Source organism: Citrobacter sp. BDA59-3, from assembly GCF_015167655.1.
Classification (GTDB): domain Bacteria; phylum Pseudomonadota; class Gammaproteobacteria; order Enterobacterales; family Enterobacteriaceae; genus Phytobacter; species Phytobacter diazotrophicus.
The window spans coordinates 3,035,356-3,055,298 of sequence record NZ_CP063427.1; the positions used below are offsets into that span (position 1 = coordinate 3,035,356).

Sequence of the window (19,943 nt, forward strand, 5' to 3'; positions counted from 1 at the left end):
TTCCCTGACACAATCTGGCACGCATAAATTACGCATAAAGCGCTGGCTTTAGACGTTATAAATCTTGAAATGAATAGCAATCGGCGTCTGGCCGGGTTTCTTCAGATGAAAATGATTGCATCAGATTGTTGATTGTTTATTTCGGGATTGTGTAGCCAGTATGGAGAAGCCCTCACATACTCTAGATCTTTCGGAAAAACACATGAAAATGAAACTTTTTCGAACCGTGGCTGTCAGATTGTTCTTAACAGGGAGTAATATCAGACATGCAAACTTTACGCATATTGTATTCAATAACCTTTAAACAATTACGACATAAGATCTTTTAAGATAGAGTAATTTCTATCATCGGTACTGATGGAAGATAAAATGAACAACGATAACCTGATCATTGTCGCTGAAGACGACGATGAAATTGCCGACATACTGATAAGCTATTTGCAACGCGCGGGTATGAAAACCTTCCGGGCCAGGGATGGTGAGCAGGCAATTAATTTTACTCGCCTGCACAAACCAGACCTCATCTTACTTGATATCCATCTGCCTGTTTATGACGGATGGAATGTTCTTACAACCTTGCGCAAAGAGAGTAACGTACCGGTTATCATGGTGACGGCACTTGATCAGGATATCGATAAATTGATGGGGCTGCGGCTCGGGGCTGACGATTATGTGATAAAACCGTTTAACCCTTCGGAGGTTATTGCACGGGTTGAAGCTGTACTACGCAGAACCAAAGTAAACACAGAGGTTGCAAATACAAGGCCGATAAGAACGCCTTGCCTGACCATTTATCCTGATGATTTTTATGTTGAGATAACCGTCACGGATGAGGTCGTCACGCCGGTGTTGACCACGACGGAATTTAAACTTCTCACCTATCTGGCGCGAAATCCGCGTAAGGTATGCTCACGCGAAGAGTTACTTGATGCCTGCCTGCCAGAAGGTGATTCACTGGACAGAACCGTGGACAGCCACATGAGTAAGCTGCGCAAAAAGCTTGAGAATGCGGGGCTCAAAGGGATCCCGGAGAGTATCAGAGGGCTGGGTTACCGCCTGGGTGAGAATAAATGAGAAAAGACCCTATTCTTAGTCGTCAAATATTGACCTATATGGTGTCGCTCACCTTCATCATTATTGCTATCGCCATCCTGGGCTCTTATTTATTTTATAGTTTCTTAATTTACTATCTGCCGGGGGGTGCCCTGACAGGAAATGAAGATGAGATGACCCTGGTGGACTGGCTGTGGATCATGATTGCTTCGCTGACCAGTCTGGTCGTGTCTCTCTTCTTTACGGTGAAACTCTCTTCAAGAATTTTGACGCCGCTAAATGCGGTAGCGTATAGCCTGAAACAGATTTCACAGGGCAATCTTGACGCAAGGGCAACCTGTACAAGCTCTCAGTTGGGAGAGATGAATAATCTGGTCAATGATTTCAACGAAATGGCAGAAAAACTGCAGACACTGGATATTCAGCGCAATTTATGGAATTCGGCCATCGCTCATGAACTTAGAACCCCGGTGACTATTCTGCGAGGACGGCTGCAAGGACTGGTTGACGGTGTGTTCGAGCCCGCGCCCGTACTGTTCCAAAACCTGCTTAAGCAAACCGAAGGCCTGGCGCATTTAATCGAAGATCTGCGGGTTGTTAGTTCTTACGGCGGAGCCGGATATACGCTAACCCTCAGTGAGACCGATCTTGAGGTAACGATTAGCAGTGTGCTGGATAACTTTTCGCCGGAATTTCAGCGCGAAGACTTTACTATCGCAACCGAACTTGAGCACCAGCGCTGTTTCTGTGACCCTATGCGCATTATGCAATGCCTGACCGTGCTTTTTGATAATGCCTTAAAATACTCATCGTCACGATCGCTACGGGTAAAAAATGGCATTGTCGGGAAAGAGAACGTCATCCTCGTTGAAGACAGCGGCCCTGGCATTCCTGAGGAACTCCACAGTCTCTTATTTCAGCCTTTTCAACGTGGAGAATATGCAAGAAAGAGTCACCCTGAGGGGTGTGGCTTAGGATTATCGGTGGTCAGAGCGATCATGCTCGCCCACGGCGGGAATGCAACTTACACCCTGACACCAGAAAATCACTCAATTTTTACACTGTCGTGGCCGGTGAGCCAGGACCAAAAATAACAATGCAGGCTCAATTGAGCCTGTTTTTACACAACGTCAGATCCCACATCTCCCCTAATTTTACGTTCCAGCTTGCAGGTGTGATCTTTAGCTTCCCGCGCCTGGGGCTTAATGTTATTTCACTAAAATAGATTTCATCCCCTTGCAGCATCAAATCGACACGACCATAGTCAATCTCTCCTGCGAGTTCCTGAGCCGCAATAATAGCGTTATAGAATAATGTTGGCTCCTCAACGGCATCAGGTGTGTTTGGGTATTCCATCTGGAAAGGTTGTAGCTTCCATGATCTGTCATAAACATTAATGTACTCATTACCGCTTTCATCGGTAAAATCGGCTTCAACAAAACAAGCCACACCATGAAAGCAGTGTATTCTTAACATTTCAGGCGTCTGTTTTTTCACTGCCCCAGAAAAAATATCGATATACTCTTCGCAGAGAATAACCGGTATTATAGATTTGTACTGCCACTCTCTGGTGGTGTAATACATATTTTTATTGAGGGCTAGTTTTAATTTATTTACTGCTTTCGCAGGCTCAAATCTGCCTTTATCGGTACAAATTACCGCACTTCCACTGTCATGATTGCATTTTAACACAAAGCGTTCGGGTAACTGGCTAAAGTCAATATCTTCCACACGGTGATAGACGCCAATCAAGGGGATGGTTTTAACCCGTTTGGTTCTGACATGGACATATTCTCTAACGGCGAGTTTATCCGCCAGTAATGTATAAAGAGGGTTGCGATCAAATACCAGACGATGACAAATTTTCTCACTCAATGTCACTGGCTTCATCAGGTTTGACGGGCGTTCGGAAACTTTGTTGAGCGCGGCTGTATGAAAATAAAGATCCGTAGTAACAAACACCCTGCTTTTTCGGATTAAATATTCAGCGTATTTGAGAATGTAATTAAGTTTATTCATGGTTCCTCCTGGGCACAGTCGATATTGTGTCGGAGGATGATTGATTTATATTGTTCAGTTAATGGAGAGAGTATGGAGCACGCGGCGATAAATCATACTTGTCTATTTAAATGCCAAAACCTGCGGGTTTTCTGAGATCAAACGCAATGCCTTACAACAGCGACCACCGCAGCGCAGTGGTCGCCATGACATTATAAAGATTTACCCTCTTGCGCCTTATTTTCGGCCGCTTCAACGTCACGATACCAGCGCGGATGATGCTTCTTCGCCCAGCGGCGGCTGACCTTGCCTTCAATCATGCCTTTAATCGAGCCTTTTACCCAGAACGCCATATACATATGGATCAGAATGGCGTGAATCAGCACAATCGCGGCCGTCGCGTGGATTAATAAACTCCAGCGCACAAAGGTGATGGAGAAATAATGGGCAAAATAGGGTCGCCAGATAATAACGCCGGTGATCAGCAGCACAAAAATCAGGCTCATGATGCTCCAGAACATCATCTTCTGCCCGGCGTTATATTTCCCGACATCCGCCACTTTATGCTCGTTACCTTTCAGTACCTCAATAATCCCTTTAAGCCACGGAATATCCTGCTTATCAGGAATGTTGTGATGCACAAAACGGACAAACATAAACATCAGCAGAACGAAAATCAGTACGCCGAAGAAGGGATGCAAAATGCGCCCTACCTGCGGCGTCCCGAAGGTTTCGGTTAACCATTGCAGGGTGGGGAAAAAGAGCGCGATGCCGGAAAGTGACACCAGAAAGAAACTGATCACCACCGTCCAGTGACAGGCGCGGTCAATAAACTTTGTGCGCAGGATCCTTTTGCTTTTACTCATGGCCCTTCTCCTCTTCGTCGTCATCCGTCTCTTTGTTCGGCCCTATTCCCACATAGTGGTAAATCAGCCCGGCAAAGGTGGCGATAAATCCGGCAGCGGAGAGCGGTTTGAGAACGCCTTTCCATAAATTGACCGGCGTGGAAATCTGCGGATCGTTTGGCAGGTTGTGATACAGCGCAGGCTGGTCCGCATGATGCAGAACATACATCACGTGCGTGCCACCCACGCCTTGCGGGTTATAGACACCCGCGTGGTCGTATCCGCGCTTTCTAAGCTGCCCCACGCGGGTTTCGGCCACGTTAAGCATCTCTTGTTTGGTGCCAAACTGAATCGCCCCGGTCGGGCACGTTTTCACACACGCCGGTTCCTGGCCGACGCTGACTCTGTCAACGCAAAGTGTGCATTTATAGACACGGTTATCGTCCGGGTTCAGCCGGGGGATGTTAAACGGACAGCCAGCAATGCAGTAACCACAGCCAATACAGTGCTCGGACTGAAAATCCACAATCCCGTTGGCGTACTGAACGATCGCCCCGGCAGACGGGCAGGCCTTAAGACAGCCAGGATCCGAGCAGTGCATACAGCCATCTTTGCGAATAAGCCATTCCAGTTTGTCGTTCTGCGTGGTTTCGCTAAAACGCATTACCGTCCAGGACTTCGCGCTCAGGTCGGTTGGGTTGTCATACACGCCGTTGCAGTAGCCCACCTCGTCGCGAATATCGTTCCATTCAGAACAGGCGACCTGGCAGCCTTTACAACCAATACAGACGCTGACATCGATAAGTTTTGCCACTTCCGCGCGGAAGTCCCGCGCCTGAGGCGGCGGCGTCAGCCCGTTGGTTGCGGAACGCTTGATAACATCTTGTGATTGCATAGCCATAGGTTCCCTCCTTTACACGCGCTCGATGTTAACCAGAAACGCCTTGTACTCCGGCGTTTGCGAGTTGGCATCACCGACCGATGGCGTCAGCGTGTTGGCAAGGAAGCCTTTGCGCGTTGCCCCTTCAAAACCCCAGTGACAGGGTATGCCGATCGTATCCACTGGCTTACCGTCTATGGTCAGCGTCTGTAGACGTTTCGTCACCACCGCTTTCGCTTTGATAAAGCCGCGTTTCGAACTCACTTTCACCGTATCGCCTGCCGCAATGCCTTTTTTCTGTGCCAGCGCTTCACCAATTTCGATGAACTGATCGGGCTGAGCGATGGCGTTGAGACGCGCGTGTTTGGTCCAGTGGCGGAACAGTTCGGTAATGGAATAGGTAGTCGCGACATACGGGAAGGCGTCCGCTTTGCCCATATTGGCGATATCATCATGGAAAATACGCGCCACCGGGCTGGAAACCACCGCCGGATGCAGCGGGTTAGTGCCAATCGGCGACTCAATCGGTTCGTAATGTTCCGGGAACGGCCCGTCGTTCATTTTGTCCAGGGAGAACAGGCGAGCCACCCCTTCCGGGTTCATGATAAACGGCCCGACATGACTGCCCGGTGCGGCCTGGCTGTAATCCGCCACGTCCATCCCGCTCCACTTTTTGCCATCCCAGTGCAGCAATGCACGTTTGGCGTCCCACGGTTTCCCTGCCGGGTCGGCAGAGGCGCGATTATAGAGGATACGGCGGTTTGCCGGCCACGACCACGCCCAGCCCGGCGTACAGCCAAGGCCATACGGATCGCTATTATCGCGGTTGGCCATCTGGTTGCCCTGCTCTGTCCAGCACCCGCAATACACCCAACAAAAGCTGCTGGTGGTGCCGTCATCACGAAGCTGGGCAAAGCTGCTGAGCTGCTGGCCTTTTTTGGCAATCAGTTGCCCCTTGTCGTCATAAAGATCGGCCAGCGCCATTCCGTTCGCTTCACGGGCAATCTCTTCCGGATGCGGATCGTATGGGTCTTTATAGTTCCAGTTGATGTTCATCAGCGGTGCCGGGTTAGCTCCCCCTTCCTGCTGATAAAGTTCACGCAGGCGCATAAACAAACGCCCGAGGATCTTGCCATCGTGCAACGCTTCGCCTGGTGGCTCCGCCGCCGCCCAGTGCCACTGTAGCCAGCGCCCGGAGTTGGCAATCGAACCGTTCTCTTCGGCAAAACAGGATGACGGCAGACGGAAGATTTCCGTTTGGATATCCGCAGGATTGACGTCATTCATCTCCCCGTGGTGCTGCCAGAAATTCGACGATTCCGTTACCAGCGGGTCAATCACTACCATGTATTTCAGCTTCGAGAGAGCGCGGGAGGATTTGTTTTTATCCGGAAACGCCGCCAGCGGGTTAAAGCCCTGCACGATGTAACCGTTCATCTTCCCTTCCAGCATCAGCTCGGCCTGGGTCATCACGTCATAGAGGCGATCCCACTTCGGCAGCCAGTCATAACCCCAGTTGTTCTCTGCCGTCGCATGCTCGCCCCAGAAACTTTTCATCATGCTGATAAAGAATTTCGGTGTGTTTTGCCAGTAGTTCACTTCATTCACCCCCAGCGCCGGCGGGGTGATTTGCGAAATATAGGTCTGGTAGTCCGGCTGTTTTTCCGACGGCAGCGGCATGTAGCCGGGAAGATTGGTCGACAGCAGACCAAGGTCGGTATAGCCCTGAATGTTGGAGTGACCGCGTAGCGCGTTGACGCCGCCGCCCGCCATACCGATATTCCCGAGCAGCAGTTGTAGCATGGCTGCGGCGCGGATGATTTGCGCCCCGGCGCTGTGGTGTGTCCAGCCCAGCGCATAGAGGATGGTCGCGGTGCGATCCGGCACGCTGGTGCTGGCAAGGATCTCGCAAATGCGGTTGAAATCGGCCAGTGAGGTGCCGCACAGGCGGTTGACCATTTCCGGCGTGTAGCGTTCGACGTGTTTTTTCAGCAGGTTCCAGACGCAACGCGGATGGCTTAACGTCTCGTCACGCAGCGCGTTGCCCTTTTCATCCAACTGATAGAACCAGCTCGATTTATCGTACTGGCGTTTTTTCGCGTCATAGCCGCTGAACACGCCATCTTCAAACTGATAGTCGTCGCGGATAAGCAGGCTGGCGTTGGTGTAATGGCGCACGTAGTCGTGTTGAACGCGATCGTTTTCCAGCAGATAACGGATGACGCCCAACAGGAACGCGGTGTCCGATCCCGCACGGATGGGCGCATAGAGATCGGCCACGGCGGCGCTGCGGTTAAAGCGCGGATCGACCACCACCACGGTGGCGTCATTTTTCGTTTGTGCTTCAACGACCCACTTGAAGCCCACCGGGTGAGCCTCGGCGGCGTTGCCGCCCATGATCAGCACCACGTTGGCATTTTTAATATCTACCCAGTTGTTGGTCATCGCACCGCGACCAAAGGTGGGTGCCAGCGCAGAGACGGTCGGCCCGTGGCACAGACGCGCCTGGCAATCGATAGCGACCATCCCGAGGCTGCGGGTAAATTTGCCATCGAGAATGCCGGTCTCATTACTGGCGGCCGAGGAGCAGAGCATGCCGGTGGTGGTCCAGCGGTTGACGGTCTGTCCCTGCGCATTTTTTTCGATAAAGTTCGCGTCACGGTCATCTTTCATTAACCGCGCAATGCGGTTAATGGCGTCATCCCAACTGATACGCACCCATTTATCCGAGCCTGGCGCACGGTATTCAGGGTATTTCAGGCGCGTTTCGCTGTGAATATAGTCCAGCACGCCTGCTCCTTTCGGACACAATGAGCCCCGGCTTACCGGGTGATCCGGGTCGCCTTCAATATGGTAAATGCTTTCTTTAACATTTTTGGCCGTATCGCCAAGGCTGTACATCAACATGCCGCAACCGACTGAGCAGTAGGTACAGTTATTACGCGTCTCTTTTGCTTTTAAGAGTTTGTATTGACGTGTTTCCGCATGAACGGAAAAAGATGATAAAAATCCGAGAGATGCAACAGTGGTTCCTGCCATACCGCCCGCGCAGATTCGAAAGAACTGCCTCCGGCTGAGCTCCATGTATCCTCCAGCTTAAACTTAAGACATGAAAAGGGACGGAGATTATAGGGTCAATCGAAGCGGGAAACCATTACTCTTATGTGGTTATTGATACAGGTCAATTTTTTGATTGTATTGAAGAAACGGGAAACTGATCGCAACGGGTTATTTGTGTGGTTAAACGTCTGTTTCGCCTTATCGCTTTTTAAAAAGATCGATGCAGGAAGTGACTGTCCCCGGCAAAGAAACGCGTCGCCGGGTGGTATCAGTGACCTGCGTTGCGCAGCACGGCAAGCAGCGTCTGCGTTGCCCGGGAAGCGGCTCAGTAACTTTTTGCAGATAAGTGTTGACCAGGTAGAACGATCGTTCTACCTTTATTCTATGAACAAGACGCCAGGCACTACTCGAGAAAAAATCCTGACTACCGCTGAGCAGTTGATCTATCAGAACGGTATCCATGCCACCGGCATGGACCTTCTGGTTAAGACCTCAGGCGTAGCAAGGAAAAGTATTTATCGCTATTTCGCGACCAAGGATGACGTGGCAGCCGCCGCGTTGAATGCGCGTGATGAACGCTGGATGCAGTGGTTCAGAACAGAATCTGATAAAGGCGATACGCCTCAGGCTCGCATTCTGAATATGTTCAGCGTGCTCAAGAGCTGGTTTGAGTCAGACGGTTTTCGCGGTTGCGCATTTATCAACACGGCCGGAGAAGTGGGTGACCCTAACGATCCCGTCCGCCAGATAGCAAAACGGCATAAACAAAAATTGCTCGATTACACGCTCGAACTCACTACGCAATTAAACATTGAACAACCGGCCGCGCTGGCCAGACAACTGCTGATTCTGATGGAAGGCGCCATCACCCTCGCCTATGTGATGGGGGATAACAGCGCCGCCGACAATGCAAGGGATGTTGCGAAACTTTTGCTGGAGCAGGCCCCTGCATAAGGCCTGAGTAACAAAAACGCTTTCTTTTGAAATATCCACATTTGCAGGAGACGTAAGCATGCCCGATATTCAACCTCGCCCGCCCCTTCCTCCTTTCACGCGCGAATCGGCGATTGAAAAAGTGCGCCTCGCAGAAGATGGCTGGAACAGCCGCGATGCCGAAAAAGTAGCGCTGGCCTACTCGCTGGATACGCAATGGCGTAACCGCGCTGAATTTGCCAATAATCGTGAAGAGGCCAAAGAATTTCTCAGCCGCAAATGGAAAAAAGAGCTGGAGTATCGCCTGATTAAGGAGTTATGGGCGTTTACTGACAACCGTATCGCCGTGCGGTACGCCTATGAATGGCATGATGATTCGGGTAACTGGTTCCGCTCTTACGGCAACGAAAACTGGGAATTTGAAGCCGATGGCCTGATGCATCGCCGTTTCGCCTGTATCAACGATATGCCGATTAAAGAGAGTGAGCGCAAATTCCACTGGCCGTTGGGACGTCGCCCGGACGATCACCCAGGTCTTTCGGAACTGGGTCTGTAAAGTTATCGCTTATCTTATGTGAAGACCCCGGTCAGGGTTTTAACCGGGGCTTTTCTCAATTCAACATGAACGGTAAATGTTCATAAACGTCATGAGACCCGTCCAGTGAAGTGAATTATCTTATCGCGTTATGGGAAGCCCCATGATTAATGTTTGCCCGGCACGTTGCCGACCCGCCAACTGTTTTCAACGGTTCACTGACACTGTTTCTCTTTCCAGAGAATTAACGCGCGCTAAAACAGAGCTTGCCCGGCAAGATGACCTATTCCCATCGACAAAACCATGGCCATAGTGCTCCAGAAGGTAATCCTGATGATGGCCCTGACCGGATTGGCTTTGCTCACCGCCGAGGATATATAACCCAGGACCGCAAGTGATAACAGGGTCGAAAGAATAATAAAGAACGAAACCAGCGCTGCGGGAGCGAGCCAGGCAACGATGAGGGGTAACGCCGCACCGGCAGAAAAGCTCCCAGCCGAAAAGAGGGCCGCCTGCAAAGGCCGCGCAGAGTTCGTAGCTGTCAGCCCAAGTTCTTCCCTGGCATGGGCATCAAGCGCATCTTTCTTCATAAGCTGCTCTGCAACCTGCCTGGCAATGGCGGGCTCCAGCCCCCGTTGCATATACAGGGAAGTCAGCTCCTGTACCTCTCCCTGATAATCTGTTTCCAGTTCCTTTTTTTCCTGGGCGAGCGCCGCGTTTTCTGTATCATACTGAGAGGAGACGGAAACATACTCCCCGGTTGCCATCGACATTGCCCCAGCCACCAGCCCGGCAACACCCGCCAGTAAAATGGCTGAAGGCTCAGGCTTTGCAGACGCCACCCCAAGCACAAGACTGGCAGTGGAAACAATGCCGTCATTCGCCCCCAGTACAGCAGCCCTCAACCATCCGACGCTTTCAATGCTGTGTCGTTCAAGATGCATGTTTCTGTTTTCCAGTAAATGTGCAGGTTAATAACACCAGTATTGCTCATATATAAAAATGCGCATTCCACGATTGTGGCTATTGAGTCTTAAGATTGTATTAACGCTGAATAATAGCTATCCGTTAATCCGCAGGTAATATTATTCAGGATGTTGTTGGTGAAATGATAATAGATATCATAGTCGTTCAGTGATTATACAAAAAAGGTTATTTTTAATTGTTCTTTTAATTAGAAAGATGCTGGCTGGTTTATTTTCAGGAGTGCAAGCTTTATTGACACATTCGAAGAATGTTGCTGCCATGGTGACTTATCTGGCCGATCCGTAAGGGATATCACCGGCGGCGTTTTTACTATCGCGGGCGGGCTGAACCTTTAATTTTTGCTTTTACACCGTAAAAGTCCGGCTTACGAATGGTCTTAATCGGCTCGAATACAAGCCGATTAAGCCAGGGTTACACTGTTGGAACGGTGCCACCATCTATCACATATTCCGTGCCGGTGATGGCGGCGGCGCACGATGACGCCAGAAAAGCAATAAGATTCGCCACTTCAAGAGGTTTTGATGGGCGCCCCAGCGGGATCCCACCGAGTGCCTTCATGATTATCTGCTTTCCGCCTTCGTAATCGGTTCCCGCCTGCTGCGCCAGTCGCTCCGCCATTGCCACCGAGGCTTCTGTTTCAATCCAGCCGGGGGCAACGCGAACCACGCGAATGCCTTTTGGCGACACCTCTTTCGACAGGCTTTTGCTGTACGCCGAGAGCGCCGCTTTGGCCGCCGCGTAGCCGGTTGTCGATTCCGGTAACGGCAGCTCACGCTGGATAGAGGTGACGTGGATAATGACCCCACTCCCCTGCGCCAGCATCCCTGGTAGCAGTGCCCGATCCAGGCGTACCGCGGGCAGCAGATTAAGGTTGAGTTCCTGCTGCCACTCCTCTTCGCCCAGCGCCGCAAACCCGCCGCCGGGTGACGTAGAGCCCCCCGCCACATGAATGATGACGTCGACGCCCCCCAGGTGTACTTGCACAGCTTGCGCCACGCAGGCACAGCCTTCTGGCGTGGTGAGATCTGCCGCCACGAAGGCATCGGCAACAGATTCCGTCGGTACATGGCGCGCGGTGGTTAACACTGTGGCGCCCAACTGTTTTAATAGCCCGACGACCGCTTTGCCGACGCCTTTGGTGCCTGCGGTCACCAGCACGCGTTTGCCCTGGAAATCAAGATCTAAGGCCATCATACAATCTCCAGTGTATTGATTTTGTCACCCACCAGCCCGAAGGCATGCCTGAGCGTTACCGGGCTGCCGGGAAAATTGCCGACAACCTTCGAAGTGACGATGACCCGCTCGCCTTCGCTATGCATTTCAAGCGGCTCAACGCTGTAGTCAAACGCGGCCTGCGCGGCACGTTGCCATGCCGCGATCGCCGTGTGCCCGTGATGGGTTTTACCTTCATCTTTTACAATAGCGTCGGTGGTAAAACAGTGCTGAACGCTGGCGATATCGCCGCCATTACTTATCGCAAAATAGGTCGCAATAGCATGCGGTAATAGTAAAGACATGGCTCCTGACTCCCGTTATTTACAGTGCGGGTATATTCAACATAGACTGTGAAATAAACAAGTACGCACGAAAAAGTGAGCTACTGAATTATGAGTAAGTTATATACGCCGGAAACTGCCGCAAGCGGCGTGGAACAGGTTCTGCGCCTTCTCGAAGGCCGCTGGAAATTAATTATTCTTTTTCATTTGTTCGATGGAAAAGTACAGCGCTATTCAGATTTTGAAAAACTGATCCCCGCTATTTCGCAGAAGATGCTCGCCCAGCAGTTGCGACAACTGGAGTCCGATGGTCTCGTCTCGCGCACGGTGTATCCGCAAGTGCCGCCAAAGGTAGAATATCGGCTCACCGAGTGGGGCCAGGCGCTTTGCCCGTCGCTCGATGCGATGCTCAAATGGGCTGAAAAACGCGAGGACTGCTGAGCGGCGAAGCCTTTGATAACGCGATAAAGCGGTATGCCAGCCCCCTTGCGTTGCTTCTTTTTTGACTGTTCCTGTGAATTAATTATCCGGGAGAACAAGCGAATTGAGAACGTGATCCTGCCACTTACCGTTTATTTTGAGATAAGAACTGGCATATCCCTCTTTAATAAACCCAAGTCGTTTAAGGGTATTTGCGCTGCGTAGATTATCAGGAAGGTGATTCGCCATAATACGATGCAAACCATAATGTTTATGGATATGGTGAATCGCCTCGCTGAGCACTTCCTGCATCAGGCCTTTACCCTGATAAGCGAGATCAATTGAAAACCCAAGGTAACACGCCTGAAAAACGCCATAGACAAAATTAGTAAAGTTGACGTTGCCAATTATTTTCTTCTCGCCTTGCATCGTAAAGACAATTGACAGATTTTTCTTTTCTTCGAATTCATTACGAGAGGTTTTTATCCTGGCGATAATGTTTTCTATGGAAAAGTACGCTTCATCGCGTAAAGGTTCAAATTGCGAAAAATAGTCTCTGTTGTCCACGATATAACGCTGAAAGCTTTCAGCTAAATCTTCTGTTAATAACCAGGCATCAATTCGTTGTGTTGAGAATAATTTCACCTTCCGTCTTCCGGGAAATTAATGGGGGGAGTGAGTGTATTGCTTAATACCCACTATTTCAAATAGTTCAAATACTCACACCATGAATATAAGCCCCTTACCCACGTATTCTTATTTTATTATTCTTAGCGACCACGTTACGTGAGTCCCCTGTGTGGTCTCTTACATAATGCCGACATGCATGGCCGTACGCTGGGTTTCGCAAGAGGCACAAAAGCCACAGAGCACCGCGGTCCTTCTGTCAAAAACGACTGCTATAAACGCGGGCACAACAAAAAATTTGTACCATAGGGGCCTGCCGACAACGGAGTGAAAAGGCATAAGAAGCTGCTAAAATTTACAACGAGGATATATCTTCATAATGTGGAGACAATACCTTCCATTGATCACTTGAATATGTGTTAAAAGTAAATGATTCTCAGTATTGCTTAGCAGCGAAACAATTAAGGCTTACTTAATGGATAATCAGGAACAGATTTATGCAGAGATTAAAAAGGCTCTGCGTGACGCACCACCTCGCGCTAAATCGGCTGAAATGCACCTGCAACTTATTAAATATGCTGATGAGTTGAAGCATGTCCCTAGCGACGTGGTGTGTGACCGAATTGGCGTCAATCAATCATTCAGAACAGTGGTTAGTAAAATGATTAAAATTGTCAATCGCCTGAAAGCAGCCGGGCTTGATGTTTCGAAAATTTGAGGGACTTTTGCCATGGCGTCTCTGACGACGTGAAAACAAAACCCAATCAGCTTGCTTTGAATTGTAATAAAAGCATCTCTTTTCACCGTTAGCACTGACCCCGAGTGCCCTATCGGAAGATGCGCACGCGCGCTTCTCACCACTGAATACCAGCTTTTCACGCTTACTCTACAGCCCGGTGTAAGGGGGTTCCACACCCCACGCCTCGCCATACGCTGGCACTCATCTTGCATTACTTTTTACCCGTACGGAAACAATGAAGGCAGAAAAGATGATTGACTACCATGTCGCGATTCGCGGTGCGCTGTTTGATATTGCCCAGGTCTGCGATAACGCAGACGATATCGCCCTTAATGCGCGTTTTATTGAGGACGGGCTGCTGTTTATTCGCGACGGAAAGATCCAGGCGCGAATGACCTGGCAGGAGGGAGAACAACATCTGGATGCGCAAAAAGGCTACACCGACAGACGCGGTAAGCTGCTGATGCCTGGCTTTATCGATGCCCATGTGCATTACCCGCAAACGGAGATGATTGGCGCGTTTGGCGAACAACTGCTGGAGTGGCTGACCACCTACACTTTCCCGGTAGAGAGCCAGTTTGCCGATGAGGCTTACGCGGCAGAGATTGCCCGTTTCTTTATTGGTCAGTTGCTGAGCCACGGTACCACCACGGCAATGGTGTTCTGCACGCTGCATCCGGAGTCGGTCAATGCCCTGTTTAGCGAAGCGTTGCGCCTCAACATGCGCCTGATCGCCGGTAAAGTGATGATGGATCGCCATGCACCGGATTACCTGAGTGAAACCGCCGAAGAGAGTTACCGGCAAACACGTGAGTTGATCCAGCGCTGGCAACACCAGGGGCGACTGGGCTACGCCCTTACGCCACGCTTTGCGCCGACCTCGACACCCGAGCTGCTTGATGCGGTGCGCCGTTTGCGCGAGGAATTTCCGCAGACCTGGCTACAGACCCATTTAAGTGAAAACCCGAATGAGGTGGCGTGGGTGAACGATCTCTGGCCAGAGCATGCGCGCTATCTCGATGTTTACCATCATTATGGGCTGACCGGCGAGGGGAGCGTATTTGCGCATGGCATCCATTTGCATGATGAGGAGTGGCAGTGTCTGCATGATACCGGCTCCGCGGTGGCGTTCTGTCCGACCTCGAATCTGTTTCTCGGTAGCGGGTTGTTCCGCCTGCCCGCCAGTTGGCAGTACAAGGTACGTATGGGCATTGGCACGGATGTAGGCGCAGGCACCACGTTCAGTATGCTACGTACGCTGGGTGAGGCCTATAAAGTGGGCCAGTTGCAAAGCTATCGTCTGCGCGCCAGCGAAGCGTTTTACCATGCCACCCTTGGCGGCGCTCATGCCTTGCGTCTGGACGATAAAATTGGCAATTTCGCCGTCGGGAAAGAGGCCGATTTTGTGGTTATCGACCCGGCAGTCACGCCGTTGCAGCGCCTGCGTAACGAGCGCAGCAAGGATATTTATGAGCAATTGTTTGTGCTGATGACCCTCGGTGATGAGCGCAATATCAGCGAGACGTGGATTAATGGTCAGTGTGCATGGGGGGGAAATGAGGCCGCGCAGTAATACCTTTCCCGGGTGGCGGCGCAAGCGCCTTACCCGGGCTACCCTACCGAACGCAGCCCCGGTAAGCGATAACGCCACCGGGGGGAGTCAGCCGCACGTCAAAACGCAGCCAAAATCAGCTCCCGCGATAGGTTGACCAGCCGCCGGGAGCAATTAAAAACGGCAGATGGAAATGCTCCTCTGCCCCTTGCGCAACCACAAAATCAATTTGCGCGCAGGGAAACAGTGTCACCACATCCTGCTTCGCAAACCACTCCCCTGTCTGCGCCACCAGCCGGTAACGCCCCGGCGTCAGCGGTACGGGAAACGCGCCAATTCGCCCATTCGCGTCGGTGATGCTCTGTGCCAGCACGTGCTCATCACGCGCCAGAAACACCGTCACACCGGGTGCCGGTTTGCCGGTAGAAATATCAAGAATATGTGTACTGAGGCTGCTCATTCGCCAATCGCTCCTGCCAGTCGTAATAAGGTAATTTCCCGTAACTGCGCCAGCGCCACCACCGTCTCTTCGGCATCACTGTGGGTCAGCCGCTGCCTGAGCGCTTCTAAGATCTCTTCTGCGCTGCGCCCTTTGGCGCGAATCAAAAAGACCCGGCCAAAACGCGCTTCATAATCTGCATTTCCCAACCGTAACGCCTCGGCCAGTTGCGTATCATCTGCGTTCACCGCCGACTGCTCCTGGCGCGATAACACGGCATGCGCCTGCTGCCCATCAGGTTTTTCGCCAATACGCGGATGCGCGCTCAGCGCCTGTTCAAGCTCGGCGCCTCCCCAGGATTGCGTCAGCGCCTTCGCGGTATGGTGCAACGCGGCAAGACTGGCAAACGGACGCGCGGCAACCAGCGCCGCCGCCCAACCAGGGAGCGCAACGCAAGGCTGTAACAGCGCCATCGCGGCATCAGCTTCCAGTTGATTAAAGTGATTCAGCGCGATCATCGTGACTCCTTGTCTTCGCAGCGGTAGCGGGTTTTTCTTCCGGAATAATCAGATTCAGTACAATCGCCACCAGACCACCGCAGGTTGCCGCCGAGCCAAACAGATTACCGATAATCGCCGGGAAATGGGCGAGAAAAGCGGGTACGGCTTCGACGCCCATACCGAAACCAAACGCCAGCCCGACAATCAGCATGTCGCGGCGGGTTAACGGGTTCTGGGTAATGATGCGGATCCCGGCCGCTACCACGCAACCAAACATCACCATGGTCGCGCCGCCCAGTACCGGCAGTGGGATCTGGCGCAGAATTTCACCAAATGGCGGAAACAGCCCAAGCAGAATCAGTACCACGCCGATATAGCGCCCGACAAAGCGGCTGGCGACGCCGGTCATCTGGATGACGCCATTGTTTTGCGCAAAGGTCGTATTCGGAAAAGCGCAGAGCATCGCCGCGATCATACAACTGATGCCATCGGCGAGGATGCCGCCTTTCAGCCGTGAGCGAAAGGCGCTGTCATCAATTGGCTGGTGAGAGATAAGACAGTTGGCGGTGAGATCGCCTACGGCCTCAAGAATACACACCAGTGACACTAGCGCCACGGGCAGGAAAATGGCGCCATTGAACTGAAAACCAAACGGGAACAGCGCAGGCAAACGAAACCAGGTATCGCCCAGGCCATTGAAATGAAACTTACCGGCAAGCGCCGCCGCAATACAGCCTACAGCAATGCCGACCACCACAGACGAGAGACGCAACCAGCGGTTCTTCGCACAGCTCAGTAATACAATCACCGCCAGCGTGCCTGCGCCAAGGGCGATATTGCTCATGCTGCCAAAATCTTTCGCCTGCACACCGCCGCACCAGTTATTCACGCTGACTTTAATCAGGCTGATACCTATCAGGGCAATCACGCTACCGGTAATGATAGGTGTGAAGATGCGTTTGAGCGGCTCAATAAAACGGCTGACGATAATCGGCACCAGCGCGGCAACGACATTCACACCAAACAGCATCGCCATCACATCCTGGGCGGTGCCACCCTGCCCTTTGACCCACATCCCACCAGCGATAGCCACGCCGAGAAACGCAAAGCTGGTGCCCTGCATGCAGATCATCCCGGCCCCAATGCCCCATACGCGGTTGGATTGTAAAAACGTGCCAATACCCGAGGCCAGCAACGACATGCTGATGAGATAAGGCATCCACTCGCCCAGCCCCAGCGTCGCGCCAATGATGAGCGGCGGCGTGATGATCCCGACTAACCCGGCCAGCACATGCTGTAACGCACTGAAAAAAGCGGGCAGCGGCGGGATCCGCTGTTCCAGCCCGTACAATAAACCGTTGTTTTTTTCATCAGACATGGTCTTGCATCCTGTTATTTATGAGCGTCAACGGCCTGATGCACAAAGCAGGCCAGAGTCAACGATCCCTGCCATCACTGTGAAACTTTAGATTCCTGACATTCAGTAAAGAAATTTTTGATTCACAAAAAGGCAACACTAATGCAAATACGCACAACAATAGTGCAACACAACAGTGCAATGCACGATTTACCCTGTGGTTACGCGTCTGCACATTCTGGTACGCAAATTGCTGAACCTCTGATACGCAGATAAAAGGAGATCAGAATGAAAGCACTGGTGATTGGCGCAGGTATTGGCGGGCTGAGCGCTGCCGTAGCGTTAAAAAATGCAGGCATCGCGTGTGACGTCTTTGAGGCGGTAAAAGAGATCAAACCCGTCGGTGCGGCGATCTCCATCTGGCCCAACGGCGTGAAGTGCATGCGTCATCTGGGTATGGGCGAGATGATGGAGACTTACGGCGGCCCAATGCGCTTTATGGCCTATAAAGATTACCGTCAGGGCGAAACCCTGACGCAATTTAGCCTGGCACCGCTGGTTGAGCGGGTTGGTGGTCGCCCGTGCCCGGTATCGCGCGCAGAGTTGCAGCGCGAAATGCTCAATCACTGGGGACGCGATAAGGTGCAGTTTGGCAAGCGTGTAAGCAACGTGGAAGAGAACACCGACGGCGTTACCGCGTGGTTTACCGATGGCACTACAGCGCACGGGGATTTCCTGATTGCCGCCGACGGCAGCCATTCGGCGCTGCGTCCTTACGTGTTGGGCTACACGCCGCAACGCCGCTATGCGGGTTACGTCAACTGGAACGGCCTGGTGAAGATCGACGAGGCGATGGCCCCGGCCGAGCAGTGGACCACGTTTGTCGGCGAAGGCAAACGGGTGTCGCTGATGCCGGTTTCTGATGGGCGTTTTTATTTTTTCTTCGATGTGCCGTTGCCTGCCGGGCTTGCCGAAGACCGCGCCACGCTGCGTGACGATTTAACACGCTATTTTAGCGGCTGGGCGCCGCCGGTTCAGCGGCTGATCGCCGCACTTGATCCGCAGACCACCAACCGCATTGAGATCCATGATATCGAGCCGTTCGATAAACTGGTGCGGGGCAAAGTGGCATTGCTGGGCGATGCCGGGCACAGCACGACGCCGGATATCGGCCAGGGCGGCTGTGCGGCAATGGAGGATGCGGTGGTGCTGGGGGAGATTTTCCGTACGCAGACCACTATTGAAAGCGCGCTGCGAGAGTATGAAGCGCAACGCTGTGACCGGGTGCGCGATCTGGTGCTCAAAGCGCGTAAACGCTGCGATGTTACACACGGTAAGGATATGGCGCTGACGCAGGCCTGGTATCAGGAACTCAAGGAAGAGAGCGGTGAGCGCATTATCAACGGGCTGTGCGACACCATTCAGGGCGGGCCATTGGGATAATCTGCTCGCAGGCAGCTATGCACCGTAGCGGCGGCGCACGGCGCCTTGTCCGGGCAACCCTCCCGCAGACAGCTATGCACCGTAGCCCCGGTAAGCGGCAGCGCCACCGGGGATCAGACCAACGGCGGGTGCAGAATCTGCATCTCCTCCATCACGGCGGTCAGCTTCTGGATGACCATCTGCGCCGGACGGGAAAGCTGGCGCGAGGGGGCGGTGCACAGCGCCAGAGTCAACGGACGCAACAGCTTGTTACGCAGCGGGACAAACGCCAGTTGCCCGCTCTTCACCTCATCCAGCACATCCAGCAGGCTCAGCACCGTCACGCCGCTCCCCTTTAACACCAGCGATTTGATAAGCCGGATATCGTTACAGTTGATGGTGTTCGCCGGGGCCAGATCGTAGTGGCGATAGAGCATACCGACACGATCATGCACAATCAGGGGCGCGCCGGGCAGAATATGTCGCGCCTCGCTCAGCTCGCCCAACGACAGTGCCGATGCCTGGGCCATTTCATGATCCGGGCGCATCACCACCCCCATCTCCAGCTCGGCGAACGCCAGCACGTTTAACCCTGTCTGCCCCTCCGGATCGAGGATCAAGCCAAAATCGAGATCCGCCTGCCGCACTTTCTGGCTGACGGTATGGCTATCCGCGACCTGTAACACCAGCTCCAGCCACGGTTGCCCGCTAATAATATCGGCCAGCGCACTGGCAAAGCTCCCCTCTGCCAGCGCCTGCACCATCCCCACGCTAACCGTGCCGCGCTTAAGCCCCTGCAACTCATCAAATTTCTGCCGGGTAAGCTGAAACTCTTTTTGCCAGCGCAGCAGATTGTCGTAGAGCAATTCTCCCGCGGTGGTCATCCGTAAGCCTTCTGGTAGCCGTTCAAACAGCGGCGTACCAAACGTCTCCTCTGCCTGCAGGATCTGTCGGTTAATGGCTGAGGGAGAGATATGCAATTTTTCGGCGGCACGGCGCAGGCTACCGCTGCGGGCAACTTCGGCAAAATAGAGGGCGAAACGCGAAAATGGACTCATGCAGCACCTGTACACTTTTTTGCAACGAGGTAGTGAATTAAT

20 protein-coding genes are annotated in these 19,943 nt (G+C 52.5%); 8 read left to right on the forward strand and 12 right to left on the reverse strand.

The genetic code is table 11. From position 1 onward, the window contains the following. Positions 1–369: 369 nt before the first annotated feature. Both IP582_RS14225 and IP582_RS14230 read left to right on the forward strand, forming a co-directional pair. The gene (locus IP582_RS14225; protein WP_041851482.1) at positions 370–1,074 is read left to right on the forward strand and encodes a response regulator; all 705 of its coding nucleotides are present in this window, start codon (positions 370–372) and stop codon (positions 1,072–1,074) included. Beyond that, the gene (locus IP582_RS14230; protein ID WP_193793585.1) at positions 1,071–2,147 is read left to right on the forward strand and encodes a HAMP domain-containing sensor histidine kinase; all 1,077 of its coding nucleotides are present in this window, start codon (positions 1,071–1,073) and stop codon (positions 2,145–2,147) included. The genes IP582_RS14225 and IP582_RS14230 overlap by 4 nt, the downstream gene beginning before the upstream one ends. A 10-nt stretch (positions 2,148–2,157) precedes the next feature. Here IP582_RS14230 and IP582_RS14235 read toward each other — a convergent pair whose 3' ends face one another. The 4 genes from IP582_RS14235 to fdnG all read right to left on the reverse strand — a co-directional run bounded on the left by IP582_RS14235 (position 2,158) and on the right by fdnG (position 7,860). Beyond that, on the reverse strand, positions 2,158–3,072 hold the full coding sequence (locus IP582_RS14235; protein ID WP_193793586.1) for an ATP-grasp fold amidoligase family protein: 915 nt from the start codon (positions 3,070–3,072) through the stop codon (positions 2,158–2,160). A 191-nt stretch (positions 3,073–3,263) separates the two neighbouring features. Beyond that, positions 3,264–3,917 (reverse strand): formate dehydrogenase-N subunit gamma, encoded by a 654-nt coding sequence (gene fdnI, locus IP582_RS14240; protein WP_193793587.1) that lies wholly within the window; start codon positions 3,915–3,917, stop codon positions 3,264–3,266. Continuing rightward, the gene (fdxH, locus tag IP582_RS14245; protein ID WP_193793588.1) at positions 3,910–4,797 is read right to left on the reverse strand and encodes a formate dehydrogenase subunit beta; all 888 of its coding nucleotides are present in this window, start codon (positions 4,795–4,797) and stop codon (positions 3,910–3,912) included. The genes fdnI and fdxH overlap by 8 nt, the downstream gene beginning before the upstream one ends. A gap of 12 nt (positions 4,798–4,809) precedes the next feature. Further along, positions 4,810–7,860 (reverse strand): formate dehydrogenase-N subunit alpha, encoded by a 3,051-nt coding sequence (gene fdnG / locus IP582_RS14250; protein ID WP_193793589.1) that lies wholly within the window; start codon positions 7,858–7,860, stop codon positions 4,810–4,812. 360 nt (positions 7,861–8,220) lie between these two features. Here fdnG and IP582_RS14255 point away from each other — a divergent pair, with 360 nt between their 5' ends. Together IP582_RS14255 and IP582_RS14260 are read left to right on the forward strand one after the other, a co-directional pair. Continuing rightward, positions 8,221–8,790 (forward strand): TetR/AcrR family transcriptional regulator, encoded by a 570-nt coding sequence (locus IP582_RS14255; protein WP_193796282.1) that lies wholly within the window; start codon positions 8,221–8,223, stop codon positions 8,788–8,790. 58 nt (positions 8,791–8,848) lie between these two features. Continuing rightward, complete coding sequence (locus IP582_RS14260; protein ID WP_041851487.1) at positions 8,849–9,325, forward strand: nuclear transport factor 2 family protein; 477 nt, start codon at positions 8,849–8,851, stop codon at positions 9,323–9,325. 233 nt (positions 9,326–9,558) lie between these two features. Here IP582_RS14260 and IP582_RS14265 read toward each other — a convergent pair whose 3' ends face one another. The 3 genes from IP582_RS14265 to IP582_RS14275 all read right to left on the reverse strand — a co-directional run bounded on the left by IP582_RS14265 (position 9,559) and on the right by IP582_RS14275 (position 11,808). After that, positions 9,559–10,248 (reverse strand): VIT family protein, encoded by a 690-nt coding sequence (locus IP582_RS14265; protein WP_193793590.1) that lies wholly within the window; start codon positions 10,246–10,248, stop codon positions 9,559–9,561. 454 nt (positions 10,249–10,702) lie between these two features. Next, positions 10,703–11,482: an SDR family oxidoreductase gene (locus tag IP582_RS14270; protein ID WP_193796283.1), complete on the reverse strand. Its 780-nt coding sequence runs from the start codon at positions 11,480–11,482 to the stop codon at positions 10,703–10,705. Next, positions 11,482–11,808: a nuclear transport factor 2 family protein gene (locus IP582_RS14275; protein WP_079498032.1), complete on the reverse strand. Its 327-nt coding sequence runs from the start codon at positions 11,806–11,808 to the stop codon at positions 11,482–11,484. Before IP582_RS14275 ends, IP582_RS14270 begins: the two co-directional genes overlap by 1 nt. Before the next feature lie 90 nt (positions 11,809–11,898). Here IP582_RS14275 and IP582_RS14280 point away from each other — a divergent pair, with 90 nt between their 5' ends. Then, on the forward strand, positions 11,899–12,228 hold the full coding sequence (locus IP582_RS14280; RefSeq protein WP_193793591.1) for a helix-turn-helix domain-containing protein: 330 nt from the start codon (positions 11,899–11,901) through the stop codon (positions 12,226–12,228). Between the two features lie 78 nt (positions 12,229–12,306). On the opposite strand, the gene IP582_RS14285 is transcribed toward IP582_RS14280, so the two are convergent. Next, entirely contained in the window at positions 12,307–12,852 is a 546-nt protein-coding gene (locus IP582_RS14285; RefSeq protein ID WP_193793592.1) for a GNAT family N-acetyltransferase, read from the reverse strand. 457 nt (positions 12,853–13,309) lie between these two features. Here IP582_RS14285 and IP582_RS14290 point away from each other — a divergent pair, with 457 nt between their 5' ends. Both IP582_RS14290 and guaD read left to right on the forward strand, forming a co-directional pair. Beyond that, positions 13,310–13,552: a hypothetical protein gene (locus IP582_RS14290; protein WP_041851492.1), complete on the forward strand. Its 243-nt coding sequence runs from the start codon at positions 13,310–13,312 to the stop codon at positions 13,550–13,552. Positions 13,553–13,823: 271 nt separating this feature from the next. Next, positions 13,824–15,146 carry a guanine deaminase gene (gene guaD, locus IP582_RS14295; protein ID WP_193793593.1) on the forward strand — a complete coding sequence of 441 codons (1,323 nt, stop codon included), beginning with the start codon at positions 13,824–13,826 and terminating at the stop codon, positions 15,144–15,146. A gap of 115 nt (positions 15,147–15,261) precedes the next feature. On the opposite strand, the gene uraH is transcribed toward guaD, so the two are convergent. Genes uraH through IP582_RS14310 form a run of 3 tightly spaced genes read right to left on the reverse strand, consistent with a single transcriptional unit; the run spans position 15,262 to position 17,442 of the window. Continuing rightward, positions 15,262–15,585: a hydroxyisourate hydrolase gene (gene uraH, locus IP582_RS14300; protein ID WP_193793594.1), complete on the reverse strand. Its 324-nt coding sequence runs from the start codon at positions 15,583–15,585 to the stop codon at positions 15,262–15,264. Continuing rightward, a complete protein-coding gene (uraD, locus tag IP582_RS14305; protein WP_193793595.1) occupies positions 15,582–16,082 on the reverse strand; it encodes a 2-oxo-4-hydroxy-4-carboxy-5-ureidoimidazoline decarboxylase in 501 nt (166 codons plus the stop codon). The genes uraH and uraD overlap by 4 nt, the downstream gene beginning before the upstream one ends. Continuing rightward, positions 16,060–17,442: a nucleobase:cation symporter-2 family protein gene (locus tag IP582_RS14310; RefSeq protein ID WP_071195303.1), complete on the reverse strand. Its 1,383-nt coding sequence runs from the start codon at positions 17,440–17,442 to the stop codon at positions 16,060–16,062. The genes uraD and IP582_RS14310 overlap by 23 nt, the downstream gene beginning before the upstream one ends. Before the next feature lie 267 nt (positions 17,443–17,709). Between IP582_RS14310 and hpxO the strand changes: the two genes are divergently transcribed. Further along, positions 17,710–18,864, forward strand: a complete 1,155-nt coding sequence (gene hpxO, locus IP582_RS14315) for an FAD-dependent urate hydroxylase HpxO (protein ID WP_193793596.1) — start codon at positions 17,710–17,712, stop codon at positions 18,862–18,864. Between the two features lie 113 nt (positions 18,865–18,977). On the opposite strand, the gene hpxR is transcribed toward hpxO, so the two are convergent. Continuing rightward, positions 18,978–19,901, reverse strand: a complete 924-nt coding sequence (hpxR, locus tag IP582_RS14320) for a LysR family hpxDE operon transcriptional regulator HpxR (RefSeq protein WP_108701142.1) — start codon at positions 19,899–19,901, stop codon at positions 18,978–18,980. Positions 19,902–19,943: the final 42 nt, after the last annotated feature.